The sequence below is a fragment of the Acinetobacter sp. ABJ_C5_2 genome (assembly GCF_044538485.1).
Lineage (GTDB): Bacteria > Pseudomonadota > Gammaproteobacteria > Pseudomonadales > Moraxellaceae > Acinetobacter > Acinetobacter nosocomialis_A.
The window spans coordinates 319,510-345,562 of the sequence record NZ_JBIUCS010000002.1 but is presented as its reverse complement, the minus strand read 5'-3'; the positions used below and the strand labels follow the sequence as shown (position 1 = coordinate 345,562).

Genomic DNA, 26,053 nt, shown 5'->3' with positions numbered 1-26,053 from the left:
CTGGAGAGTGTGCATGAGTTCAACCCAATTTGATCATGTAACGGTCATCAAAAAATCAAATGTTTATTTTGGTGGAGCATGTATCAGCCATACCGTGCAATTTGAAGATGGAACGAAAAAAACATTAGGTGTTATTTTGCCGACTGAGCAGCCTTTAACATTTGAAACACATGTTCCTGAGCGTATGGAAATTATTTCAGGTGAATGTCGCGTTAAAATTGCAGATAGCAATGAAAGTGAATTGTTCCGCGCTGGTCAATCATTTTATGTACCAGGCAATAGCGTTTTTAAAATCGAGACTGATGAAGTACTCGATTATGTTTGCCATTTAGAAGGCTAAGAAATTCCTGTTTAAATCGGGTACACTATGCCCAAAGAAATCCTGTGAAGTTGGCTTTGCAGGATTTTTATTTTTTGCTCAAACGTTGTTAGAGGTCATGCATGGCAAAACCGGAATATTATTATGGCGTTCACTCAGTGGAGTCATTGTTAGAACTTGAGCCGGAGCGCGTGCTGACCTTGTTTACATTGAAGGGGCGCGATGATCAACGTTTACAAAAGATTTTGCAATTGGCTGAGCCTTTTGGAATTAGCGTACAAAAAGCAAGCCGTGAAAGCCTTGAGAAGCTTGCAGGCTTACCATTCCACCAAGGTGTAGTTGCAGCAGTACGTCCGCATCCGACGTTAAATGAAAAAGATCTCGATCAGATTTTGGCTGAAACTCCAGATGCCTTATTGCTGGCATTAGATCAGGTGACAGACCCGCATAACTTAGGGGCTTGTATTCGTACAGCCGCTGCAATGGGTGTTCAGGCCGTGATAGTGCCTCGTGATCGCTCAGCAAGTTTAACCCCAACTGCTCGTAAAGTTGCAGCGGGTGGGGCCGAAAAAGTTAAGTTCATTCAAGTAACAAACTTAGCTCGTACATTAGCCCATCTTAAAGAAACCACTCATACCCGTGTGATTGGCACCATGCTTGATGAAGGTGCATTACCAATTCAAAAATGTGATTTCTCTGGCCCAGTTGTAATCGTGATGGGAGCTGAAGATACGGGTCTACGCCCAATTACTCAGGCACAGTGTGATCATAAAGTTTATATTCCAATGTCTGGAAACTTGCAGAGCCTAAATGTAAGTGTGGCAACAGGTATGGCACTTTATGAGGCTTGCCGTCAGCGTTCTGAGGTATAATTGAGCTGCCTTTCTAGTGTGTAAGCAGTCTTAATATGTCTCCCCGTAAGCAAGGTTATTTCTTTGTACTGGTGACCATGTGCATTTGGGGCGGGTTTACGCTTTTTGCCCGTTTAAATGCACAGTGGCACATCAGTGCTTGGGATATTGCCGCATTACGCTTTGCTATAGCCTTCCTGATTTTGATGCCTATCTTAATTTATAAAAAAGATCTCGCTTTTTTATGGAGTAAGCATGCGGTTATTTTGGCATTGATTGGCGGAGTCATTTATTGTCTTACCGTCTACACCGCGTTTCTCTATGCTCCTGCTGCGCATGCTGCCATTTTTTTAAATGGTTGTATCCCCATCTGTACAGCTATAGCTGCCTATATTTTATTTAGACAACCATTTGATAAGCATACATGGGTGAGCCTCGCGATTATGATCACTGCCTTGGCTCTCATGAGTATGTTGATGTTGCAAGGTAATACTTCTGCTTTTGGCGTGGGGGATTTACTTCTTTTTATTAGTGCGATTTGGTGGGGTGTTTTCACTGTATTACTTAAACAGTGGAAATTGTCTGCTTGGCACTCTATGGCCAGTGTGGCAATTTGGTCAGCAATCATTTACTTGCCTATCTATGTTTTATTTTTGCCTAAGCATTTCATGGAAGTTAGTCCTGTTCATTTAGCGATACAGGGCATTTTCCACGGTATATTTGTCGTTATTATCGCAACTTTGACTTATGTGGCAGCGATTCAGCGACTAGGTGCTTTTAAAACGGGAAGTATTGTGACTTTGGCACCGTTTATTGCTGCCATTTTAGCTGTACCTTTACTTGGCGAGTCATTAAGCCCATCGATTGTGGTGGGCTTAGTCGGAATGGGAATTGGTGCCTTACAACCTTGGCGCTGGTTTAGGCAAGATAGCTTGGCGCAAAAGATTAAGCAACAAAATAAGCAAGATTAGTTTGCACGTTTCAAATAGCTTTGATGTAAAGGCTCTAATTGCTGATATAAATGCTCGAGTAGTCCGTCATTAAACACAATGTCATTAGCAAGTTCGCGTTTACGCTCGCGTGGCATTTGTGCAGCAATAATTTTCTGAATTTGTTCTTGGTCTTGCCCATCTCGCTGGCTTGCACGCTGAATTTGAGTTTGTTCACTCGCATCAACTAATAAAGTGTGATTAACCAATTCATGCTGGTTGGTCTCAAAAAGTAATGGTGAAACTAAAATCACATAAGGACTTTTAGGATTTTGTAATTGTTGAATAATAGATTGACGGATTGCAGGATGGGTAATTTGTTCAAGTGTGTGGCGCGCTTCTGGATTTTGGAAAATATATTCACGTAAGGCGCGACGGTCTAAACTACCATCGGGTTGAAGTACCCAGTCTCCAAAAGTTTGTTGAATTTTTTGAAGGGCAGGTTGGCCCTTTTCAACTACTTCGCGAGCAACAATATCGGCATCGACGACTTGGATTCCTTGGGATTCAAACCATTGTGTTGCAGCTGATTTACCACTGCCTATACCACCTGTGATTCCCAGAATAAAAGCCATCTTAACCTCCCAAATAAATTTTCATAATCTGATCACCCCATAAAAAGGCAACCCAACCTGCAATGGCAATATATGGCCCAAACGCAAAAGGCTGATTGTCATTTCTTAATTTTAATAAAATGATGCCAATGATTGCGCCAAGTAATGATGACAATAACACAATTAACGGCAGCATCAATGGCCCCATCCATGCACCTAATGCTGCAAGCAATTTAAAGTCGCCGTAGCCCATACCTTCTTTGCCAGTGATCACTTTAAATAAGTAATAGACAATCCAAAGACATAGGAAACCAATGAGATAACCCCAAATGGCTGAGTTGGGTGAGGTATAAATATTAAAGGTATTAATACCTAAGCCGAGCGCAGCTAAAGGTAGGGTAAAGCGATCAGGCAATAATTGTGTATCGAAATCAATAAAGGTAAGGGCTATCAGTACCCATGTGAGGACGAGTCCAAAAAGCATTTGTATGGTTGGACCAAACACCATAACCACCACCAGTGAACATAGCATGGTGAGTAGTTCAATCGCTGGATAGCGAATGCTGATCGGGTGCTGACAGTGTCCACATTTTCCTCTTAACACAAGCCAGCTTATGACAGGAATATTTTGATACCAACGAATCGGTTGATGACATGCGGGACATGATGAAGCAGGTTTGCTTAGAGTCAGTTTTTCATGATCAATAATCGGTTGCTCTGGATTGAGGAGCATTTGACATTCTTGTTGCCAGTCTTGCTCCATCATTCTTGGCGTGCGGTAAATCACTACATTAAGAAAGCTACCGATACATAGGCTCACAAGTGCAACTGCAATATAAAGAGCAGTTAAATTTTGAATAAAATAAGCAATGATTTCTTGCATTATACAACTGAGCCCATTTGGAAAATTGGAAGATACATGGCAACAACTAGACCGCCTACCAATACCCCTAAAACCGCCATGATTAAAGGTTCCATCATTGAAGTTAAACCATCAACAGCATTATCAACCTCATTTTCATAGTAGGTCGCCACTTTATCGAGCATGCTGTCTAGCGCCCCAGATTCTTCACCAATTGCAACCATTTGTATAGCCATAGAAGGAAAACGGTTAGATACACGCATGGCAAACTGAAGTTGCTGACCTGTTGCGACATCTTCACGAATTTTCATAACGGCTTGCTCATAGATGACATTGTTGGTTGCACCAGCAGTTGACTCAAGTGCATCAATGAGCGGAACACCTGCTGCAAATGTTGTGGCAAGTGTCCGGCTATAACGGGCAATAATTGCTTTATAAACCAAATCCCCAAAAATAGGTAATTTAAGCGTTAGTTTATCTAAACCATCACGGAACTTTTTACTGCGTTTTTTTGCCTCCAGAAAGGCAGCAATAATTGCACCAATCGCGATAATCATAATAAACCAATATTCTTGCATCCATTTCGACATATTCACGACCATTTGCGTGAATGCTGGTAATTCTGCTCCGAAAGAAGAAAATAGATCTTGGAAGACGGGTACTACTTTAACCATCAAAATAATGGTCACCACAATGGCTACCACAATAACTGTTGCCGGGTATTTCATTGCTTTCTTGATTTTCTGTTTTAACAATTCACTTTTTTCTTTGTAAATTGCAACGCGATCTAGCATCGTTTCGAGTGCACCTGATTGTTCGCCAGACTCAACAAGTGAGCAAAACAAATTATCAAAATATTGAGGATACTTTCTTAAAGCTGAAGCAAAAGTACTACCACCTTCAACTTCACCTTTAATACCAAGTACCACCTCACGCATGGCAGGGTTTTCTAAACCTTCAGCTACAATTTCGAAGCCTTGTACCAGTGGTACACCAGCTTTCATCATGGTCGCAAGTTGTCGAGTAAAAATCGTAATATCAAGTGTTGTTACTTTTTTCTTGAACAAACCTTCAAGAATATTTTTACGTTTCTCACGTATGGTTCGAACAGTAACCCCTTGTTTGCGTAAGGTCACTTTAGCTAAAGCCATATTTTTAGCTGGAAGTTCCCCCTTAATTTTTATGCCCTTACGGTCAACCCCTTCATAAGCAAAAGTCGGCATCATTTGTGCCTTTTTGATAGCCATTAGATTATCCTTATTTTAAATAATGTCTTATTCACTGGTCACACGGTTGACTTCTTGTAGAGAGGTCACACCCTGCATTACCTTTTTTAAGCCTGAACGACGTAGATTATTAAACCCCAGTTTTTCAGAAGCAGCCGCGATTTCTAGAGCGTTGCCATCTTCCATAATAATCTTGGAAATTTCAGGTGTAACTTTCATTACTTCATAAATACCGACACGGCCTTTATAGCCTTCACGACATTCAGGACAACCTACCGGTTGAAAAACGCGAAAGTCTGGATGTGCTAAATCTTGTTCGGTAAAACCCATTTCTAATAAGCTTTGTTTAGGAATATCAGCAGGTATTTTGCACTGAGAGCAAAGACGTCGCGCTAAACGCTGTGCAATAACTAAGTTTACTGATGTTGCAATATTGAAAGAGGGAACCCCCATATTGCGTAGACGGGTTAGCGTTTCTGGAGCACTGTTGGTATGTAGTGTTGACATCACCATGTGACCTGTTTGTGCAGCTTTAATTGCGATTTCTGCTGTTTCCAAGTCACGGATCTCACCGACCATAATAATGTCAGGGTCTTGACGTAGAAAAGATTTAAGCGCGGCAGCAAAAGTGAGACCTACTTTTGGGTTCACGTTAACCTGATTAATACCTTCAAGATTGATCTCCACTGGATCTTCGGCAGTAGAAATATTAGAACTTTCAGTATTTAAAATATTTAAACCTGTATATAAAGATACAGTTTTACCAGAACCTGTTGGCCCAGTAATTAAAAGCATGCCCTGTGGTTTAGCTAAAGCTTCCATAAATAAAGCTTTTTGTTCTTCTTCGTATCCTAATGCATCAATCCCCAGCATTGCACTTGATGGGTCAAGAATACGAAGAACTAACTTTTCACCAAATAAGGTCGGAAGAGAGTTCACACGGAAATCAATTGCTTTGGTCTTTGATAGTTTGAGTTTGATACGACCATCTTGTGGAACACGTTTTTCGGAAATGTCCATTTGAGACATTACTTTTAAACGTGATGCCAAACGGTTCGCAAGTTGTAAAGGCGGATTGGCAATTTGGCGTAACACGCCATCAACACGATAACGTACCCGATATGACTTTTCATACGGTTCAAAATGTAAATCAGAAGCACCCATACGAATGGCATCAATGAGCAACTTATTAATATATTTAACAATAGGTGCTTCATCACCTTGAGGTGTTTCTTCTTCATCCTCTTGAGTGGTAGGGCCATCAAGACTGACATCAAGATCAAACTCTTCATCATTAAAGTCAAAGCTGCTTTCTTCTGCAAAATGTTGACCTAAAACTTTTTCGAGTTTATGGTGCTCGACAATGACAGGCTCAACCATCAGTTTGCTGTTAAAACGGATCGCATCAATCGCTTCAATATTGCTTGGATTACTGGTCGCGACATATAAAATTTGCCCTCTTTGAATAAGTGGCAAAATCCGATGTTTTAAAATCAGTTTTTGATCGACCAGATCTTTAGGAATCTGAGATGTGTCATAAACATCTAGATCAAAATATGGTTCAGCAAACTCAGCAGAAATTGTTTCAGCCAATAAAGAAGGGGAGAGATGAACCTCTTCAATTAAATATGCGACTGTATCCTGCTTAGCTCTCTTTGCTGCATCTAATGCATTTTGCATGGTCGCTGCCGACACATGCTTTTCTTCGACTAAACGCCGAAAAAACCCCGTAAATTTTGGAGATGTATGTAATGCTGACATCTGCCTGCCTATGCTAATGTGTTTATAATTGGTATATGAAAAATTATACTTTTGTTATGTAAAATTACTACCTTATAAAATGTTGCTCTAGTCCTACTCAGACTGTTAAAGCTTGAACCAGTCGAAGTTTTTATAGATTAATTTTTAAAATGTTTAAGTTTGAGTCCTTATAAAGTTTTTTTAATTTCAAAGAGTAGAAAAGATATAAGTAATCCCATTAAAGAAAAGTATCTGAAATTTGTATAAATGCGTGTAGAATGTGCTGCATTTTTGATGAAAGGTGAGCAGTATGTCGGGTACGACGATTACGCCTTGGGTAGTTGGCAACTGGAAAATGAATCCAATGCGTGCTAACGCCAACCAACTTATAGAAGAATTTAAACAATTATTGCAACAAAACCAAATTGCAGATGAAAGCTGCCATGTGGGCGTTGCCCCTGTTTCTATTGCACTTACAACAGTACAGGCGCAATTGCAGGATGCTGCAAGAACAGTATATACAGTTGCGCAGGATGTATCGCGTGTTGCAGGTACAGGTGCTTATACTGGTGAAGTTAGTGCAGAATTATTAAAAGATAGTCAAATTAATTTCGTACTGGTCGGGCACTCTGAACGCCGTGATATTTTTGGCGACAACGTTGAAATTTTGAAGGCGAAACTCCAAAATGCATTAAATGCGGGTTTGACTGTCATTTATTGTGTGGGTGAAAGTCTTGAACAGCGTGAGCAAGGCCATGCAGAGCAAGTTGTTTTACAGCAAATTTGCGATATTGCACCTGTGGTTACTGCTGAACAATGGCAAAACCAAGTCGTGATTGCTTATGAACCTATTTGGGCAATTGGTACAGGTAAAACAGCTTCTCCACAAGATGCACAAGCGATGCACGCTAAAATTCGTGAAGGCTTATGTCAGCTTACTTCAGCAGGTTCAGATATTGCTATTTTATATGGTGGTAGTGTAAAAGCTGAAAATGCTGTTGAATTGGCTGCATGTCCAGACATTAATGGGGCGTTGGTCGGCGGTGCTTCATTAAATGCAGCATCTTTTTATCAAATTGTACAAGCCTTCGCGCAAAGCAAATAACGAGGATAGGGTATGCACTCTTTTGTACTTGTTGTACATATTATTTTAGCTGTACTGATGATTGCATTGATTTTAGTGCAACATGGTAAAGGCGCAGATGCTGGTGCTTCTTTTGGTGGTGGCGGTGCAGCAACTGTATTTGGTGCATCGGGTTCGGGTAACTTCCTTACACGCCTGACTGCTATTTTAACTGCATTGTTCTTTGTAACGAGTTTAACTCTCGCTGTTTTTGCGAAAAAACAGACGACGGAAGCATATAGCCTGAAAACTGTACAAACAACAGCACCAGCTCAAACAACATCGCCTGAAACTTCACCAAATGCACCAAAAACGGGTCAATAATTCGAAATAGGGCTTTCCTTTTGCAGTTGGAAGGACTAGAATGCGTCCCACAAGCTGCGGTGGTGGTGGAATTGGTAGACACGCTACCTTGAGGTGGTAGTGCCTTCGGGCGTGGGGGTTCAAGTCCCCCCTTCCGCACCAACTTTGAACCAGAAAGTTGAGTGCAAGCAGTTTATTGATGCGGGATGGAGCAGTCTGGTAGCTCGTCGGGCTCATAACCCGAAGGTCGTTGGTTCAAATCCAGCTCCCGCTACCAATTTGATTAAGGTGCAACTTAATCAAGCGAATATTGGATAAGTTTACATTGACTTTTTTCGATATTTGTATATAATTTTTGCACGTTGATGCGGGATGGAGCAGTCTGGTAGCTCGTCGGGCTCATAACCCGAAGGTCGTTGGTTCAAATCCAGCTCCCGCTACCAAGTTTCTTAAAAGAGGCTCACAGACAGGTGGGCCTTTTTGCACAGTGGACTATTGTTTTCTGTGCTACATAGGGGCGATTAACGCCCTTTTTTATTGGTTATCGTATCGCTATCGTGTAGTGTCGACATCAATTGGTCAAATAGTCATGCTTCACTATAGTAGGTCTGTGTCGGTTAAAACAACCGATTGAATCGCACGAGAATGACGAGAGTAAATGAAATTATCAAATAAATCCCAAGCATTGTATGACATGATTGCTCCAGCAGTGCAGGCATGTGGTGTTGACCTGTGGGGAATTGAATTCCTTCCACAAGGTAAACGTTCATTATTGCGTATTTATATCGATAGACCGGTTGATGAAAATGCTGAACCAGTGATTAATGAAGATGGTGAAGTAGAACAAGGTCGTGGTATTGGCGTACAAGATTGTGTACGAGTTACACAACAAGTCGGCGCGATGTTGGATGTTCATGATCCGATTTCAGGTGAGTATTCTTTAGAAGTTTCTTCACCAGGTTGGGATCGCCCATTTTTTCAACTCGAACAATTGCAAAGTTACATTGGGCAACAAGTTGCTTTGCGTTTAATTGCAGCAGTAGAAAATCGCCGTAAATTTCAAGCAAAACTCCTTGCTGTAGACCTTGAAAATGAAGAGATTCAGGTTGAAGTTGAAGGAAAGCATGTGCTTGATATCGACAGCAACAATATCGATAAAGCAAACTTGATCTATCAAGATTAAATTTATTTAAATTATATAAGAAATCGGTAGGTGACTTATGGGCCGCGAAATTCTTACCGTTGTAGAAACGGTTAGTAATGAAAAAGGTGTTAGTCGTGAAGCGATCTTCGAGGCTTTAGAACAAGCTTTAGTTGCTGCAACGAAAAAAAGATTTTACGAAGGTACGCATGCTGAAGAAGCTCAGCTTCGTGTAGAGATTGATCGTAAAACTGGTGATTACCGTACGTTCCGTCAATGGACTGTAGTGGCAGATGAAGATCATGAAATGCCAGCTTGCCAAGATGCGATTTCTGACGTTGATCCATCTAAATGGTCAATTGGTGACGTGCGTGAACTCGAAGTAGAATCTATTGAGTTCGGTCGTATTGCTGCACAAATTGCAAAACAAGTTATCGTACAAAAAATCCGTGAAGCTGAGCGTGCTTTAGTTGCTGATGCATACGAATCTAAAGTGGGTGAGTTGATCTACGGTGAAGTGAAAAAACAAACCAAAGATGGCTTTATCATTGACTTGGGTGATAACGCAGAAGCTTATCTTGCTCGCGAAGAAATGATTCCTAAAGAAATCCTTCGTCCAAAGCAACGTGTAAACGCTATCTTATATAATGTTAACCGTGAAGGTCGTGGCGCTCAGTTGTTGTTATCACGCGCTAAGCCTGAAATGTTAATTGCTTTGATGAAAAAAGAAATTCCTGAAATTTCTGAAGAAATTATTGAAATTAAAGCAGCAGCACGCCAACCGGGTGTTCGTGCTAAAATTGCAGTGAAAACAAATGATCACCGTATTGATCCTGTAGGTGCATGTATTGGTATGCGTGGTACGCGTATTCAAGCCGTACAACAAGAGTTAAACGGTGAACGTATTGATGTAGTGGTCTGGTCTGATGATCCAGCTCAATACATTGCTAGCGCATTAGAACCAGCTGATGTTTCAGGCATCGTGCTTGATGAAGATGCAAGAAGTGCCGATATTATTTTTGCAACCAGCGATCAATTAGCTCGTGCGATTGGCTCACAAGGTCAAAACGTTCGTTTAGCTTCTGATTTAACTGGCTACAAACTCGACATGATGCTTGAAGAAGAGTATCGTGCTCGTCAGCAAAATGAAGCTCAGCAATATCTCGACATGTTTGTATCACGTTTAGATATTGAAGAAGATTTAGCAATGGCATTGGTAGAAATGGGCTTCACTTCTTTAGAAGAGATTGCTTATGTTCCTGCTGAAACTTTTGACGAAATTGAGCTTGATGCTGAATTGGTTGAGTTATTGCAAAGTCGTGCAAAAGAAGCAGCTCTTACTGATGCTTTGAAACAGCAAGAAAATATTCAAGAACCGAGCGCAGACCTTCTCACAATGGAAGGCATGACTTCTGAGATCGCTTACTCGCTTGCCGCTCGCGGTATTATTACCGTTGATGATTTGGCAGATCAGGCTACTGACGATATCTCTGATATTGAAGGTCTTGGTCATGAAAAAGCTGGTCAATTGATCATGAAAGCTCGCGAATCATGGTTTAACTAGGAGATGAAATATGACGGACAAGTCGATTAAAGAGTTAGCTCTCAGTGTAGGACGTCCTGTTGAGAAGCTCCTAGAACAGGCTCGCGAAGCAGGTTTGCCTCAACGTACAGCAGACGACATTATTACCACTGAACAACAGGACACTTTAGTCAATCATTTGAAAAAAGTGCATGGTCAGGAAAGTGGTAACACAGGAAAAATTGCGTTGAAACGTAAAACAACCAGTACCGCTAAAGTTGCAAGTACTTCAGGTAAAGCAAAAACAATTAACGTAGAAGTACGTAAAAAACAGGTTTTTGCTAAACCAAACCCAGAACAAATTGCAGCAGAAGCTAAAGCGCGCGCAGAAGCAGACGCTAAAGCACGTGCAGATCAACAAGCGCGTGAAACTGCAGAGCAAAAAGCGCGTCTTCAAACAGAGCAAAAAGCAAAAGCAACTTTAGATGCAATGCGTGCTGCTCATCAACAAGATAGCGCTGCACAGTCAGCTCCTAAAGCTGCTGTTGTAGTGAAAAAACGTGGTGGTGGTACAGTAAAACCTGCACCAAAACCAGCAGAAACATTAGAGCAAAAGAAAGCGCGTGAAGCTCAAACAGCTCAATTAAAAGCAACTGAAGAAGCTGCACGTCGTAAAGCGGCTGAAGAAGCTCAGCAACGTACGCTTGAACAAATGCGCAAAATGGCATCTAAATATTCAAATGACGATGCGACTACCACAATTCGTGTAATTGATGATTCTCCACTTGCTTCAGGTCTTGTTGGCCAAGCTTATGAAGATTCATTCAAGCAAGAAGACCGTGAAATTAAACGCGGTGGCGCAACTACTAACCCGCGTGCTGGTAAGAAAGGCGGCCGTCGTGGTCAAGAAGAGCAAAGCTTCGTTAACCATAACAAACGTGGTTTAAAATCAAGCCAAGCAAATAAGCATGGATTTGAAAAGCCAGTTAAAAAGCAAGTCTATGATGTAGAAATCGGTTCAAGTATTGTTGTTGCCGATCTTGCTCAAAAAATGGCGATTAAAGTACGTGAAGTTATCAAAACACTTATGAAAATGGGTGAGTTGGTTAACCAAGATCAAGCTATTGACCAAGATACAGCGGCACTTGTTGTAGAAGAAATGGGACACAATCCTGTTCTAGTTTCTGATACACAAGCGGAAGATAACTTGCTTGAAGCGGCTGAAGAAGCACGTGGTGAGCAAACAACTCGTCCACCAGTTGTTACGATTATGGGTCACGTTGACCATGGTAAAACATCATTGCTTGACCGTATCCGTCGTTCGAAAGTGGCGGCTGGTGAAGCAGGCGGTATTACACAGCATATTGGTGCGTATCACGTTGAAACAGACAAAGGAATTATTACATTCCTTGATACACCGGGACATGCTGCGTTTACTTCAATGCGTGCACGTGGTGCTAAAGCAACAGATATCGTGGTATTAGTTGTTGCAGCAGATGATGGTGTGATGCCACAAACTGCAGAAGCAATTGACCATGCTCGTGCAGCAGGTACTCCAATTATTGTTGCAATCAACAAAATGGATAAAGAATCTGCTGATCCAGACCGTGTGTTAAATGAATTAACAACGAAACAAATCGTTCCAGAAGAATGGGGTGGTGATGTTCCGATTGCTAAAGTTTCTGCACATACTGGACAGGGTATTGATGAACTCCTTGATTTAATTCTTATTCAATCAGAATTGATGGAATTAAAAGCATCTGCTGAAGGTGCTGCGCAAGGTGTTGTTATTGAAGCGCGTGTTGATAAAGGCCGTGGTGCAGTAACTTCTATTCTTGTTCAAAACGGTACATTAAATATTGGCGATCTTGTTCTTGCAGGTTCATCTTATGGTCGTGTCCGTGCAATGTCTGATGAAAACGGTAAGCCGATTAAATCAGCAGGACCATCTATTCCAGTAGAAATTCTGGGTCTTCCAGATGCTCCAATGGCAGGTGATGAAGTTCTTGTTGTAAATGACGAGAAGAAAGCACGTGAAGTTGCCGATGCTCGTGCTGACCGTGAACGTCAAAAACGTATTGAACGTCAAAGCGCGATGCGCCTTGAAAATATCATGTCGTCAATGGGCAAAAAAGATGTTCCTACAGTGAACGTTGTTTTAAGAACAGACGTACGTGGTACTCTAGAAGCATTGAATGCTGCTTTATATGAACTCTCTACTGATGAAGTAAAAGTTCGTGTAATTAGTTCGGGTGTTGGTGCGATTACAGAGTCTGATGTGATTCTTGCGGAATCTTCAGAAGCTGTATTGTTAGGCTTCAACGTTCGTGCTGATACAGCTGCTCGTCAGAGAAGTGACCAAGACGGTATCGACATTCGTTACTACAGCATCATCTATGAATTGATTGATGATGTGAAAGATGCCATGAGCGGTAAACTTGCTCCTGAACATCGTGAAACTATCTTGGGTGTTGCTGAAGTACGTGAAGTATTCCACTCAAGTAAGTTTGGTGCAGCAGCAGGCTGTATGGTACTTGAAGGTACATTACATCGTAATAAACCGATTCGCGTATTACGTGATGACGTGGTTGTGTTCCAAGGTGAGCTTGAATCATTACGCCGCTATAAAGATGTGGTTGAAGAAGTTCGTGCCGGTATGGAATGTGGTCTTGCGGTGAAAGGTTATAAAGACATCAAAGTACAAGATAAGATCGAAGTATATGATGTTCAATTGATTAAACGGAGTCTTTAATGGCGGGTAGCCAACGCTTAAAGCGAATGGCGGATTCAGTACAGCGTGAGCTGTCTGATCTAATCCGTCAGGAGTTAAAAGATCCGCGTCTGGGTGGTCTAGTGACCATCTCAGCCGTGAAAGTCAGTGCTGATATGGGATATGCTGAAGTTTACGTTACCGTTATGGGGCGTGAGCTCGGTGACGAACAAAGTGAAGCAGCGAATAAAGAAACTTTAGATGTATTGAATAAAGCTTCTGGTTTCTTGCGTCATGAACTCAGTCGTCGTATTAAAACCCGTATTACACCTCGCTTACGTTTCCATTACGATAAGACGAATGCATATGGTAACTATATGTTTGGTCTTATTGAAAAAGCGGTACAAGATTTACCGGAACGTAAGTCAGATGACGAAGAGTAATTCGTACTCAAAATAAAAAAGCCACCTTTGGGTGGCTTTTTTATTTGTTCAAATTTTTATTCCTTAGGAGGTTCCATTGGAGGTTTGCTTTGTGAAAAGCGCTGTCCGATTTTGTAACGATCCCATGGTAATGGGCGTTCAATAGCTTCAGGAACTTCACCACTCAGCGAGCGTAAGCGTAAATGTAGCGCTGCTTGAGCAATTAAATTGGCTGAAACAGGTGCCGTAATAAAAGCCAAAAGTGTAATAAGTAATTCGGCAAAACCAAAGCGACCTTGGAAAGCAAAAAAGATCATTGAAGCAATTAAAAAGCTACCTAAGCCTAATGTGCTCGACTTGGTAGGTGCATGGAGTCGCATAAATAAATCGGGTAGGCGTACCATTCCGATTGAACCGACCAACATAAAGAACGAGCCAAAAACTAGAAAGATCGAAACAATAATTTCCATTGTAAATTGCATTTTGACCTCCCTTTAATCGATCACATGGCCAGTGGTGAAATAACGTGCCAAAGCAGCTGTCGAAACAAACCCTAGCATGGCAACCAATAAAGCCCCTTCAAATAAAGAGGTGGTGGTCCAATAAATACCTAATACCACAATCAGGCAAGTTGCATTTAGAAAAAGAGTATCGAGTGCTAAAAGGCGGTCTACAATTGATGGTCCCATTACCATCCGAAAAAGACACAGCAACATAGAGATCGTGATGGCAATCAAGCTAATGCCAAGTGCATAAGGTAGGATGGTCATGTGTTGTCCTCCGATTTGCTTTTCACATCAAAAATTTCCATGAGTGGAGCCTCATAGCGTTGTTTGATGTCTTGCACATCACTTTCAGTATTTTCTGTACTGAGCGAGTGTACCAAAATGTCACCACGCTCTTGATCAATACCAGCAGAGACTGTACCCGGTGTTGTGGTAATAATCATTGCGAGTAAAGAATTTACTTGCTCATGTTCTGTTTCTAAAGGCACACGGTACCATTTTGGATGCAATTTTTTTGGTGACCCTAACACCAGCTTAGCAACACGAAAATTGGAAACAATAATATCCCACAGTACAACAAAGCATAGTTTTACTGCTGGTTGCCAATGAATGTGCGGTGTTCTAGTAATAAAAGGTCGAACCAATCGCGGAATCACAAGCCCCAAAATTACAGCCATAAGTAGATCGCTCGCATCAAGACTATGCGAGAGCATTAACCAAAAGATGATAATTAAAAAAGAAACAAATGGATGCGGGAACCAGCGGTCAAGCAATTTAGATAGTTGCATTGTTATGGCTCCATAGGTTTCAGTTGACTTTCATCAGCAATGGTTGGTGTTTGCAATTTTTCTTGCTGCTGAATTTGGCGATGTTTATATTCAGAAATATGTACACCGTTGAATGTGTCTTTAGAAATAATGTCCGGAACGAGGTAGGCATTATGATCTTCAACTTCTCCACCGTATTTTGTTTCAGGTAAATAAGTTGAGTCATAAGGCTGGACACTAATGACTTCACCATTTTGATCAGTCTTAAGAATAGATTGCTGATATAAGGCATGATTTTGAATTTGCTGAGCAGTACTTGTGGTGTAGTGCAACACAGGTGAAGCAAACACGACATAAGCCACTAAACCTGCAAGCAAAATATAAATCACTGAATCATTACGTGGCGGTGCTCGTTCAGGTAAAGCACGATAAATAATATACGCAGGATTGATTGGGTCTTCCTCTGGTGGTGAAGCACGCCAGAATAAAATAAATCCGACTCGTGTTAACGCAATAATGCTTAATAGACTGACCACAAGCACAATACCAATGACCCAGCCTTGATATGCAGTTTCAACAGTCGCTTGTAAAATAAATACTTTACCAAAGAAGCCACTAAAAGGTGGTAAACCTGCGAGCATCATTGCAATTAAGAAATAAGTCAGCATCGCTGCTTTTTCTTGCTTAATTCTTGGCGCAATTTTTAAATGGTCTTTAAAATCACCACGCTGTGACGTCATCCAGCCACAGAACAAGTAAAATGCTGCACCAATCAGTGTACTGTGAACTAAATAGAATAGTGCTCCTGACCACGCTTGTGTATTTGACATAGCAATGGCAGTCAATAATGTGCCAATCGAAGACAGCACCATAAAACCAACAAAACGTCTAAGGCGATCTGCACCGATTGCTCCAATCACACCGTATAGAGACGTAATTAAGCCAATTGGAAGTAACCAACTTTTAAAGATTTCTTGGCTAAGTACATCGTTAAATACCGTTCCATTTACACGCAAAATGGCATAGATGCCTACTTTGGTCATAATGGTAAAAATCGCTGCGACAGGTGTACTTGCAACCGCATAAGTTTTTGGTAGCCAAAAACCAACTGGTAGCATGGCCGCTTTAATACCAAACACGACAAATAAGAGTAAGGCGCCAGCGACTGCTAATTTATGCTGGTCTGCATCTAAAGTTGGTAAAAGGCGTGAAACGTCAGTCATATTTAGACTGCCTACACTGCCATAAATCATACCAAGGCCAATTAAGAATAGAGCAGAGGCTAAAAGGTTGATAATGACATAGTGTACGCCAAGCTGAAAACGCGGTTTGCCTTGTCCATGTAGCAACAAGACATACGACGCCATGAGCAAGATTTCAAAGAAAACAAATAGGTTGAATAAGTCGCCTGTCAGAAATGCTCCGCATAATCCCATTAAAAGAAAATGGAATATGGCGTGGAAATAGCGACCTCTGGTATCCCAGTTTTCACTGGCATACCATAAAACTGGAACTGCTAATGCATAGGTTAAAACCAGCATAAATGCAGAAAGTCGGTCGAGTACCAGCACAATACCAAACGGTGCTGACCACTCGCTTAACTGGTAAACCGTGATTTGACCAGTATTTGCAACGATTAGATAACTAATCGCAGTGATTAAACCAGCAATTGCTGAGACGAGGCTAATGCCACGACGCCAAGGTTGTCGCCAATCTTCTTTTAATGCACCGGCGCCAGGGTTACCTAAAAGCAATAAGATAAAACCAGTGAATGCCGGGATGAGGATACTGAAAATTGGTGTATTAGCTTGCCAAAAAGATAAAAAATCAAACATCACGGCTCATCCTCACGTGGGTCGTATGTTGGAGAAATATCTTCTTTAGCATCAACGTGGTCACTACCTGATTCATAACGGCTGCGTAAAGCCAGTTGTACAATAAACGCTGTGGTCGCAAAACCGATAACGATTGCAGTTAAAACAAGTGCTTGTGGAAGTGGATCTGTAATATTGGTGGTTTCAGTCAGGATTGCTGGTGAGCTCACTTGCAAGCGACCCATCGCAAACAAAAATAGGTTAACTGCATAACCGAGTACGGCTAATCCCAATACCACAGGGAAGGTACGTGCACGTAAAATGAGATAGATGCCTGTCGCAACAAGTAGCCCAATGGCAGAGGCCAGTAAGAATTCTAAACTGATCATGATGATTTCTCCCCATGAGGTACAGGACCAGACATACTCGAATGGCGAGAGTCCCCTAATACAGAAATGAGTAGCATAGTGGCACCTACCACTGTGATATACACACCCAAATCAAAGCTTGCTGCTGAAGCCAGATGTAGTTTTCCTAAAACTGGTAACTCAACATAGACGTGCGCACTGGTTAAGAATGGACGTGCCCAGAACCATGCAGCAATACCTGTTAAACCTGCAATTGTTAAACCGGAACCAATCCAGACCTCATAAAGACGACCCGATTGTGCTTTTAACATTTGTTCTGCTTGGTCTTGACCTAAAGCAATGTATTGAATAATCAGTGCCATTGAGGTAATTAAACCTGCAATAAAACCACCGCCAGGGTAGTTATGTCCACGCATAAAGATATAGACACTTACCACCAGCGCTAAAGGTAACACCCAAGAGGCTGTAATGCGGAACATGAGCGGAGATGGGTTAAAGCGATAGGTGAGGCCTTGTGTCATGGTGGTGCCGTGTACGCGCATGCCATCCATAAGACAGAGCGCGCCAATCGCAGCAATCCCTAGTACGGTAATTTCACCAAAGGTATCGAAACCACGGAAGTCAACTAAAATGACATTTACAATGTTAGAGCCGCCGCCAAGTGGTAAAGATTGCTGAGCAAAGAACCATGAAATCGAATTATGGTCACGCGTTAAAATGAGCCACGTAATCCAGCCAATACCTAAGCCACCAATGATTGCTAAAAATGCATCTCTCAAACGTCTAGAGCGAGTAGACTCATAAGGCGTAAGCTGTGGTAATAAAGATAAACTCATCAACAAAAGTACAGTCGTAACCACATCTACCGTAATTTGGGTGAGTGCTAGGTCAGGTGCTGACATAGTAACAAATACCATAGTAACCACGAGACCAATTGCACCACTAATGAGTACAGCTTTAATGCGCTCATGGTGGAACCAGAGCATCATCCAGCAACCCGAGAATAAGGTCAGCCAAAGAACAACTGCAATCCATGGTGCATGTGTGAGTTCGCGTGTACCTGTGGTAAGGCCTTGATTGAGTAAAGGCAAAGTGACCAGAATGATGCTAAAAGCAATCATTAAGAACAGGTAACTTTGTAGTGAACCATTCTCAGTTTTTTGTTTGATTTTACGACTAGTTAATAGCAAATGTTTTAAGAACAAATCGAATAAAACACGACCTTGTAAACGACCAAGTCGTGGATCGAGGTCGATTTTACGAATCATGCCATCTTTTGCTAAAGCAAAATAGAAAAGCGTGCCACCAATCAAAGCAATAATACTCATCACAAGAGGAGCATTAAATCCATGCCAGATTGCAAGATGAGTTCCTGCAAAATCAGGTTGCATTAGACTTGCACGTGTCACGCTATTAACTAAAGGCTCAACCAGTAGGGCAGGGAAAATACCAACAAAAATACATAACGTCGCAAGTAATATGGCTGGTGCTCGCATGCCAATCGGTGGTTCATGGGCATTTTTATTTGGTACTTGTTTACCCAATGGACCATCAAAAAATACGCCGTGCACTAAACGAATTGAATAACTGACTGCAAAAATACCGGCAAGCGTTGCAATAATACTTGCAAAAATAACAGCCGATCCTGAAAGGTTCGCCAACAGTTCGGTAAAGAACATTTCTTTAGAAATAAAGCCATTGGTCAGTGGAACACCTGCCATTGATGCCGCGGTAATCATGGTGAGCGTTGCGGTAAATGGTAACAGCTGCCAAACACCACTTAATTTTCTAAGATCACGTGTACCTGTTTCATGGTCAATAATCCCTGCAATCATAAACAGGGCAGCTTTAAAGGTAGCATGGTTAATAATATGGAAAATTGCCGCAGCAACCGCTAAAGGTGAACCAATACCTAATAAGCAGACAATAAGACCTAAATGACTAATAGTGGAGTAAGCCAATAACCCTTTTAAATCTTCTTTAAAGATGGCAAAGCATGCAGCCATACAGAGTGTCAATAGGCCGACGAACGTGACAATGTTGTGATAAAGCGCGGCACCAATAAAGATAGGTAGAAGACGTGCTAATAAGAAAATACCTGCCTTAACCATGGTTGCAGAGTGCAAATAAGCCGACACCGGAGTGGGTGCTGCCATTGCATTGGGTAACCAAAAATGGAAAGGGAACTGAGCACTTTTAGTAAAAGCACCGAGTAAAATAAGCAAAAGCATCGGAACGAAAAGATGATGACTTTGAATAAGGTCTTTCATTCCGACAATATCATTAATTTCGTAGGTTCCTGTGATTTGTCCTAATAAGACAAATCCACCTAGCATGGCGAGTCCACCCATACCTGTAATGGTAAGTGCCATACGCGAGCCACGTTGAGCAGCTTCGTAATGACTCCAGTAACCCACCAGTAAAAATGATGAAATACTGGTAAGTTCCCAAAACACTAATAAAATAATTAAATTGTTAGAAAGGGAAATACCCAGCATTGCTGCCATAAACAGCATGAGTAATAAATAGAGTTTACTTAATGAATTTTTAGGGCCTAGATAATAATAGGCATAAATATAAATGAGTGTACCGATACCGGTAATAAGAAGAGAAAATAATAAACCAAGGGCATCAAGTCTAAAGCTTAGATTAATTCCTAATTGCGGTAACCAATCCCAACTTTGTTGAATGCTTGCACCACCAAGCACAGTTTTAGCCTGAGTCAGTAATAAACCAAAACTGGTTAAACTGACTCCGATCGCCCCTAAAGCCGTTACTCCACGTGAAAACCGTTGAAGCAATGAAACAAGGGTGGTGCCTAATATTAACGGTAATAAGATAATTATCGGTAGCACACTCGTATCCATATATAATTTAGACCGAAGCCTAAAGGTGAAATTTTAATTTCAGAATAGATAGGAATTCAAAGAGATTTCCAAAGCTTATATTCTGAAAACCCGACCAAATTAGAAAAATAAAGCGAGAAACAAGTTGTATTGCGCAACTTGAATAATAAAAACGCAAAATGAAATTTATTGTACACTAAAAAATCATTAAAAATCTGATGTTATTACATGCGGTAACAACATCTAGTGATTTTTCAGCTCAAAAAACAGATTTCATCGTATATTTAGCGAATCCGGTTTTTATTATAAAAATTGAGCTATATGGATAATAAATTTTAAAGAGATGAGGTTTCTTCCGAAGTATCTCCTGTATGAATCATACGTAATAATTCATTTTTTTGTTGTTCATTTAAGCTTTGGATTTGCTGATACAAATTGTCAATTTGAGTGGTTGTAGGTTCGGTATCAAGTGGCAATGGATCTATATGCGGCGCTAAAACTTCATCTCGGTGCAAGAGGGTGTAAAGGTGTTCAAGCTGCTGCTGAGCCGTATTTAAATCAAGTTGGCTTGCTTTGCCATGTTCTAATTTAAGGCATTGATAAGCAGTTGCATGTTCAAGTAACTCTTCACGGCTTCCAGTCACTATAATTTGTAAACGCGGAAATGCCTGATGAAGTCGATTTAAAATTTCTGAGCAATGCAGAGCATCTAGTTGTGAATCGATCTGGTCAATTAACAAAATTCCTTCGCCTTCAAGGCAAGGGTCTAAGCTCAATGGGTTGAGCAAACAAAGTCTGCGAACCACATCGCCTACGAGTGCAATCCATGTTTTTGTGGTATTGGAAAGTTGTTGAAAGGCTAAAGCTTCACCCTTGTAATGTGCCATAAGTTGAAGACGTGGATGATATTGTAAATAGATGTCTTCAAGTTCTGGAAAAATAATCTTTAATGCCGATTTCAGCGCATATAAATTTGGTGAAGGCAGTTGTTTAGGCTGCCCTGTCAATTCGATTTGAAGTTGACGCAAAAGTTCTTCCTGATTTTGTGGGTTTGATTGTCGGGAAATAATTCGTTGTACAACATGAGCTGCTTGTGCATTTTCAATATCGCTAATTTCACGTAGCCATTCAAAAAAACGAGCAAAGGTGGTAAACGGGATTAAGCTAATTTCATAAGCAGAAATAGACTGAGTAATCCCTGGCAGGTTTTTATTCAGCAAATTTATATCGTTAACAAATCGCTCAGATGGGTAGTAAGCAAGTAAGGGAAGGCCTTGAAGTGGGTCTTTTCTTGTGACTTGATGATAAAGGGTAATGGTTTGATCGAGCTGCTGAGTTTCAACTTGACTAATTCCTACGCCAGTTGCATTTAAGGTTTTAAATAGTTTCCAGCTACAAACAGATGTATCGGTTTGCTGTGCGGATGTGGTTTCAGGCAGTTGCCCGAACTCTGAGGGAATATGAATGCTGACTTCTATTTTAGACTGTAACCGAGAATGGGTAATGTCTTGATCAGGCATAACTACGCCCGGGGTACGAACATCTTTCAAGCGAGCAGGAAACCACGTTAAAGCATGGTAAATATGCTTGAGTAGCATACTTTTACCGGTTGCCTGCTCACCTAAAATTAAAGTAATCGGTTGTTTATCATATTGAAACTGGATCTTTAGGTCATGAAACAGAGCAACATGTTTAAATTGGATGGATTCAAGTCTCATAGGCTCACCTAATTATGAGCGCTTCAACCAACCGACTTACGAAGACTTAAAGGCGCCCTTACTTTTAATTGTTGTATCAGATCATAAAGATGATGGATGTTTAGACTTACTTTAGCACGAGTACAGGCCACGTAAAGTAATCTTAATTCCTCATCTGTAATCTTGTGTTCTAAGCCATTAATTTTAAATTGATAGTCATCTTCAATATGAACACGATTCCACTCTAGTCCTTTTGCTTTATGGGCGGTTGAGATGACATAGTCAGCTTGCTCAAGGGGAGTAATTTTAGCAAGCGCTTTTTTTAATGGATCAGTACCGTGATCATCTACCAGTTTAACCAAAGGTTTGATATCACTTCCTTCATTGGTTTCACAGTATTCATGCACATCATGCCATGAGTTAAACCATGCTAACTCGGGAACGTCTGTAACTCGTTTTCCTTGCTTCAAGAGGCTTGCGGCATCTACAAAACGGTTTAGTTTTTGATGATCTGCCTGCAAACTTACTTTATCGCCGTGAACTAAGCCTGCTAATAAAAGCTCCATTGCGCGAGCATTGGTACGACACAAAATCGCATCACGCATTTTGGTATGTGGCTTATTGACTACACTCGATTTTTGGTTCGGATTACCAAGCAGAGGAACAGTCTCATTTAAACCACCTAACAACGCATTGGCGACATCGGCAATTGCCTCTCCAAAACGAAAGGAAGTCGTTAAGCGAGACTCTGGCAAAGGCAGTTGTTGCATGGCATTTACTGCACCACGCCACGCGTAGATTTGCTGATGTGCATCGCCTACATAAATAACCTGCGTACTTTTTTGACGAAGTAAGATACCCAACATTAAAGGATCAGCATCTTGGGCTTCATCAAATAAGACATAATCGGCCGGAATATTAGGCTCAGACAATGCCCAAAGTTTGAGGTAAATATCGTGACCAATTCCGGCTTGATGATTTGGGTCGATAGACTCTAACCAGCGCCGTTCTACAGCCGGGTAAAGGTGAGTTTGAAGTGCAGTAATATCGTCTGGATGTAACCAGTTGGGTGCCTGAATATGTCGAGGAGCAGGGTATTGTGAGCTAGTCGAACAGAAATAACTCACCGCATTGGCAACAAGACTCGCTAGACGACTTGGCATTAAGACGTATTTTTCATAACGTCCGCCCATCATGCGTCGTAACGTAATTGGTTCTAGTCGATATTCTTTGGCAATAAAGCTTGGACTTAAACGAGGTAGGCGTAATTTATCAGTCACACCTCGTGGTACACTGCGAAATGCGAGTGAGTGAAAAGTACGGCAGTCTACATTGCGATGAAATTTGTTTTGAGCTTCACCAGCAATGGCTTTGTTAAAAGCCAAATACATACCGCGCCGTTCAGGCATGGCATCACTAATCATTTGTAATGTAGTAGTTTTACCTGTACCCGCATAGGCAATCACTTTAAATGATTGCCCAAGACGTCCGTTATCTATGGCAATTGCTTGCTCATAGGTGGCTTTAGGTTTTTCGATATTCGACACTGAGTGATTTTAAACCTTGTTACGGTTAGCTTTTTCAACTAAACCAGATAAACCCTGACGACGAGCTAATTCGTCAATAATAAGTTGTGGATTAAGATCGAAATAACCCAACATGACAATACTATGGAACCACAAATCGGCAGTTTCATAAATCAAGTCATTTAAATTGCTTTCTGTATTTTGAGCAGCGTAGTCTTTCGCAGCAATAATAGTTTCTACGCTTTCTTCGCCAACTTTTTCTAAGATTTTATTGATGCCTTTTTTGTAGAGGCTTGCAACATATGACGTATCCGCTTCTGCTTGCTTACGCTCTTGCATTAATTGCCCCAAGTGAGCAAGCACATCAACTTGTTCAGTTGTATGAACATGATCGTGGCTTTCAGTTTTAGCTTTGTCACCATAAATTGCAGTAGGGTCTTTTAATTGTGCATCGACAATTTCCCAGCCCTGTGGGGTAAGTTTACGGTAGAAACAAGACTCACGACCTGTATGGCACGCGATACCGCCGTGTTGCTCAACTTGTAATACGATTACATCACCATCGCAGTCTAAACGAATTTCATAAACCGTTTGGAAATGGCCTGATTCTTCACCCTTGTGCCAAAGTTTTTGGCGAGAACGAGAAAAGTAAACAGCTTGATTTTTTTCTGCTGTGAGCGCAAGTGATTCACGGTTCATCCACGCCACCATCAAAATACGTCCGGTTTGATGATGTTGAGCAATGGCAGGGATAAGACCTTGTTCGTTAAATTTTACTTCATCGAGCCATTGCGTATTATTCATGAGGAATCACCAAAGAAATATGAACTATAAATTGATTTCAATCAGATGCTAAAAATAGCTTGTATAGTGTACGGCATCAACGTCGCTTTGCGGAAAAATTCTTTGTCCTTTTTGTCTTTGTCAGCGTAATGAATAGCTTGTAACGCTTACCAACCGGTATCTTATTCAAATGACTAAGGCGTGAGGATATTTGAAATCTCAATCAAATTTTGATCTGGGTCGCGAATATAAACTGAAAGAATAGGATGCATTGCACCAGTACGCTCAATCGGACCTTCTTCAATTTGAATATTTAATTGATTAAGGTGTGCAACCACTTCTGAAATGGGAGTGTCTGAAATAAAACACAAGTCGGCAGATCCGGGAGTCGGCTGTAATGCCTTCGGTTCAAACTCGTTGCCTTGCTGGTGTAAATTTATCTTTTGATTTCCAAACTTTAGAGCCTTTCTATTACCTTTAAACGTGATGACTTCAAACCCCAATACGGTTTGATAGAAATGACAGGTAGATTCAATATTTGAGACAGTTAAAACAAGATGATCAAGATGGCTGATTTTCATGTGTTAATCACTATTATTTGGTGGGGTTAATAGTCAGACAGAGATTCGCTTTCTAAATGAAACGCACTGTTTCCTTTAGGCAATTGAGCAACCTGATCATAGTCAAGTTGTTGGAATGGACCAGTCTTTAAGCCTGAAATTGTAATTGCCATTTCTTTTCGAAAATAAGGGATTTGATACATCCACGGAAAAACTAAATCTCTTAAACCTCCAGCCCACCAATGATCAGACTGATAAAGTGGTGTTAATAAGCGACTAAGAAATTGATAAAACTGGGTGGATGAACGGCGAAGCTGGTGGTAGTGCTGCCAGAGCAGGGACCAATCAATATTCTGGTTTTTTTGAGCATGTTGCAATGATTGAGAGAAAGCCCAAGCATCCAATAATGCCATATTTGCACCTTGACCTAACTGTGGACTCATTGCATGAGCTGCATCGCCAATTACCCCAATTCGACCTTGACCAAATTGAGTCATAACGACATCGCGGTAGTTTGCAGATAACCATTTGGGCTGAGTTTGACTGTTATACAAAATTTCTTTCAACCATTCTGCAACTTTGGGCCAACGCTCAGAGACTTGCTTTAACCAAGCTTGTTTAGCCTGCTCATCTTGTAAAAAGCTTTGTAATTGTGGAGTAGGTAAGCTCCAAAATATACTCGAAAGGCGCTGTTGAGGTTCTGTTGGAATGGCGCCTGTAGGAAGAATTCCCATCATAATTTTCGAGCGATCATAAAATTGATGTAAAATTTCAGCATCTAATACTTGGCACTCAGGCACGATACTCCACGCTGCACCCCAAGGGTAGGCTTTGTCAACCTTTACCCATGCTTTGGGGCGTAACTGGCTACGAGCACCATTGGCAATGAGTAGGCCATCAAAGCAAACATCAAACTTTTGGTTTTGATGACTGCCGAATATCCGAACTTCATCGTTATGTTCTTCAAATCTTTCAACAGAATGGCTCATACACCAAGTAATCTGGCTTGAATATTCGCTAAGCTTTTGAGTGAGTAAATGACACAAAGTGGCTCGGTGTATACCTAGTCCATAGAGGTTTGCTGATGCTTCGCGATAATGACTGTTAACTAAAAGACGCTTGTCGGGAAGTTGTCCTTCTAGGCCTGTGACTCTCGCACCTAAGGATAAGGCTTTGTCGAGTACACCTAAATGTTCAAATACAGCTAAGCCAGCGGGTTGTAGTAATAACCCAGCACCGACAGGAGATAATTCATCAACTTGTTCAAAAATAGTAACGTTATTGCCTTCTCGGGCAAGCAAAATGGCAGTGGCTAAACCTGCGGTACCTGCACCAATAATGGCAAAATGAGGTGTTTTCATTGTTTGTTCTTTTCAAGCATTTATGAATGCTAATTTAGCAATGAACAAATAATTGATCTATAT

Annotated in this window: 24 protein-coding genes and 3 tRNA genes; 12 read left to right on the top strand and 15 right to left on the bottom strand. The window is 41.1% G+C overall.

Features of this window, described 5'->3' with window-relative positions; all coding sequences use genetic code 11:
- Window positions 1-13 precede the first annotated feature (13 nt).
- The 3 genes from ACH8JV_RS04280 to ACH8JV_RS04270 all read left to right on the top strand — a co-directional run bounded on the left by ACH8JV_RS04280 (window position 14) and on the right by ACH8JV_RS04270 (window position 2,141).
- Window positions 14-340 carry a pyrimidine/purine nucleoside phosphorylase gene (locus ACH8JV_RS04280; protein WP_000099685.1) on the top strand — a complete coding sequence of 109 codons (327 nt, stop codon included), beginning with the start codon at window positions 14-16 and terminating at the stop codon, window positions 338-340.
- A gap of 101 nt (window positions 341-441) precedes the next feature.
- A complete protein-coding gene (gene rlmB, locus ACH8JV_RS04275) occupies window positions 442-1,191 on the top strand; it encodes a 23S rRNA (guanosine(2251)-2'-O)-methyltransferase RlmB (RefSeq protein ID WP_396519886.1) in 750 nt (249 codons plus the stop codon).
- 35 nt (window positions 1,192-1,226) lie between these two features.
- Complete coding sequence (locus ACH8JV_RS04270; RefSeq protein WP_396519884.1) at window positions 1,227-2,141, top strand: DMT family transporter; 915 nt, start codon at window positions 1,227-1,229, stop codon at window positions 2,139-2,141.
- Here ACH8JV_RS04270 and coaE read toward each other — a convergent pair.
- From coaE to pilB, 4 genes are read right to left on the bottom strand one after another with little or no spacing between them, the layout of a single operon-like run.
- Window positions 2,138-2,734, bottom strand: coding sequence for a dephospho-CoA kinase (coaE, locus tag ACH8JV_RS04265; RefSeq protein ID WP_396519882.1), 597 nt, complete (start codon window positions 2,732-2,734; stop codon window positions 2,138-2,140). The genes ACH8JV_RS04270 and coaE overlap by 4 nt on opposite strands.
- Window position 2,735: 1 nt before the next feature.
- Window positions 2,736-3,596 carry a prepilin peptidase gene (locus ACH8JV_RS04260; protein WP_396519880.1) on the bottom strand — a complete coding sequence of 287 codons (861 nt, stop codon included), beginning with the start codon at window positions 3,594-3,596 and terminating at the stop codon, window positions 2,736-2,738.
- On the bottom strand, window positions 3,596-4,822 hold the full coding sequence (locus ACH8JV_RS04255) for a type II secretion system F family protein (RefSeq protein ID WP_396519878.1): 1,227 nt from the start codon (window positions 4,820-4,822) through the stop codon (window positions 3,596-3,598). Before ACH8JV_RS04255 ends, ACH8JV_RS04260 begins: the two co-directional genes overlap by 1 nt.
- Window positions 4,823-4,849: 27 nt before the next feature.
- Window positions 4,850-6,562 carry a type IV-A pilus assembly ATPase PilB gene (pilB, locus tag ACH8JV_RS04250; RefSeq protein ID WP_396519876.1) on the bottom strand — a complete coding sequence of 571 codons (1,713 nt, stop codon included), beginning with the start codon at window positions 6,560-6,562 and terminating at the stop codon, window positions 4,850-4,852.
- A 289-nt stretch (window positions 6,563-6,851) separates the two neighbouring features.
- Here pilB and tpiA point away from each other — a divergent pair, with 289 nt between their 5' ends.
- The 9 genes from tpiA to ACH8JV_RS04205 all read left to right on the top strand — a co-directional run bounded on the left by tpiA (window position 6,852) and on the right by ACH8JV_RS04205 (window position 13,783).
- On the top strand, window positions 6,852-7,646 hold the full coding sequence (tpiA, locus tag ACH8JV_RS04245) for a triose-phosphate isomerase (RefSeq protein WP_263612803.1): 795 nt from the start codon (window positions 6,852-6,854) through the stop codon (window positions 7,644-7,646).
- A 12-nt stretch (window positions 7,647-7,658) separates the two neighbouring features.
- On the top strand, window positions 7,659-7,988 hold the full coding sequence (gene secG, locus ACH8JV_RS04240) for a preprotein translocase subunit SecG (protein WP_057054585.1): 330 nt from the start codon (window positions 7,659-7,661) through the stop codon (window positions 7,986-7,988).
- Window positions 7,989-8,044: 56 nt separating this feature from the next.
- A tRNA-Leu gene (locus ACH8JV_RS04235) sits at window positions 8,045-8,129 on the top strand.
- Between the two features lie 38 nt (window positions 8,130-8,167).
- Window positions 8,168-8,244, top strand: a tRNA-Met gene (locus ACH8JV_RS04230).
- Window positions 8,245-8,333: 89 nt separating this feature from the next.
- A tRNA-Met gene (locus ACH8JV_RS04225) sits at window positions 8,334-8,410 on the top strand.
- Window positions 8,411-8,625: 215 nt separating this feature from the next.
- Complete coding sequence (rimP, locus tag ACH8JV_RS04220) at window positions 8,626-9,150, top strand: ribosome maturation factor RimP (RefSeq protein ID WP_151283486.1); 525 nt, start codon at window positions 8,626-8,628, stop codon at window positions 9,148-9,150.
- A 37-nt stretch (window positions 9,151-9,187) separates the two neighbouring features.
- A complete protein-coding gene (gene nusA / locus ACH8JV_RS04215) occupies window positions 9,188-10,672 on the top strand; it encodes a transcription termination factor NusA (RefSeq protein WP_263612804.1) in 1,485 nt (494 codons plus the stop codon).
- A gap of 10 nt (window positions 10,673-10,682) precedes the next feature.
- Window positions 10,683-13,382, top strand: coding sequence for a translation initiation factor IF-2 (gene infB, locus ACH8JV_RS04210; protein ID WP_396519873.1), 2,700 nt, complete (start codon window positions 10,683-10,685; stop codon window positions 13,380-13,382).
- On the top strand, window positions 13,382-13,783 hold the full coding sequence (locus tag ACH8JV_RS04205; RefSeq protein ID WP_002157043.1) for a ribosome-binding factor A: 402 nt from the start codon (window positions 13,382-13,384) through the stop codon (window positions 13,781-13,783). Before infB ends, ACH8JV_RS04205 begins: the two co-directional genes overlap by 1 nt.
- 56 nt (window positions 13,784-13,839) lie before the next feature.
- Here the strand turns inward: ACH8JV_RS04205 and ACH8JV_RS04200 are convergent, their stop codons facing one another.
- From ACH8JV_RS04200 to ACH8JV_RS04150, 11 genes are all read right to left on the bottom strand, one after another.
- Window positions 13,840-14,244: a Na+/H+ antiporter subunit G gene (locus ACH8JV_RS04200; RefSeq protein ID WP_343568488.1), complete on the bottom strand. Its 405-nt coding sequence runs from the start codon at window positions 14,242-14,244 to the stop codon at window positions 13,840-13,842.
- A gap of 12 nt (window positions 14,245-14,256) precedes the next feature.
- Entirely contained in the window at window positions 14,257-14,532 is a 276-nt protein-coding gene (locus tag ACH8JV_RS04195) for a monovalent cation/H+ antiporter subunit F (RefSeq protein ID WP_002053531.1), read from the bottom strand.
- Window positions 14,529-15,056, bottom strand: a complete 528-nt coding sequence (locus tag ACH8JV_RS04190; RefSeq protein WP_311070250.1) for a Na+/H+ antiporter subunit E — start codon at window positions 15,054-15,056, stop codon at window positions 14,529-14,531. Before ACH8JV_RS04190 ends, ACH8JV_RS04195 begins: the two co-directional genes overlap by 4 nt.
- A gap of 2 nt (window positions 15,057-15,058) precedes the next feature.
- Window positions 15,059-16,870 carry a monovalent cation/H+ antiporter subunit D gene (locus tag ACH8JV_RS04185; RefSeq protein WP_396519871.1) on the bottom strand — a complete coding sequence of 604 codons (1,812 nt, stop codon included), beginning with the start codon at window positions 16,868-16,870 and terminating at the stop codon, window positions 15,059-15,061.
- Entirely contained in the window at window positions 16,870-17,238 is a 369-nt protein-coding gene (locus ACH8JV_RS04180; protein ID WP_000624229.1) for a Na+/H+ antiporter subunit C, read from the bottom strand. Before ACH8JV_RS04180 ends, ACH8JV_RS04185 begins: the two co-directional genes overlap by 1 nt.
- On the bottom strand, window positions 17,235-20,084 hold the full coding sequence (locus ACH8JV_RS04175) for a monovalent cation/H+ antiporter subunit A (RefSeq protein WP_396519869.1): 2,850 nt from the start codon (window positions 20,082-20,084) through the stop codon (window positions 17,235-17,237). Before ACH8JV_RS04175 ends, ACH8JV_RS04180 begins: the two co-directional genes overlap by 4 nt.
- Before the next feature lie 314 nt (window positions 20,085-20,398).
- A complete protein-coding gene (locus ACH8JV_RS04170) occupies window positions 20,399-21,781 on the bottom strand; it encodes an AAA family ATPase (protein WP_396519867.1) in 1,383 nt (460 codons plus the stop codon).
- Window positions 21,782-21,804: 23 nt separating this feature from the next.
- Window positions 21,805-23,307 (bottom strand): UvrD-helicase domain-containing protein, encoded by a 1,503-nt coding sequence (locus tag ACH8JV_RS04165; RefSeq protein WP_343568494.1) that lies wholly within the window; start codon window positions 23,305-23,307, stop codon window positions 21,805-21,807.
- A gap of 9 nt (window positions 23,308-23,316) precedes the next feature.
- The gene (gene hisIE, locus ACH8JV_RS04160; protein WP_396519864.1) at window positions 23,317-24,090 is read right to left on the bottom strand and encodes a bifunctional phosphoribosyl-AMP cyclohydrolase/phosphoribosyl-ATP diphosphatase HisIE; all 774 of its coding nucleotides are present in this window, start codon (window positions 24,088-24,090) and stop codon (window positions 23,317-23,319) included.
- A 173-nt stretch (window positions 24,091-24,263) separates the two neighbouring features.
- Window positions 24,264-24,650, bottom strand: a complete 387-nt coding sequence (locus ACH8JV_RS04155) for a VOC family protein (protein ID WP_014208236.1) — start codon at window positions 24,648-24,650, stop codon at window positions 24,264-24,266.
- A gap of 26 nt (window positions 24,651-24,676) precedes the next feature.
- Window positions 24,677-25,990, bottom strand: a complete 1,314-nt coding sequence (locus tag ACH8JV_RS04150; protein ID WP_396519862.1) for an FAD-dependent oxidoreductase — start codon at window positions 25,988-25,990, stop codon at window positions 24,677-24,679.
- Between the last annotated feature and the right edge of the window lie 63 nt (window positions 25,991-26,053).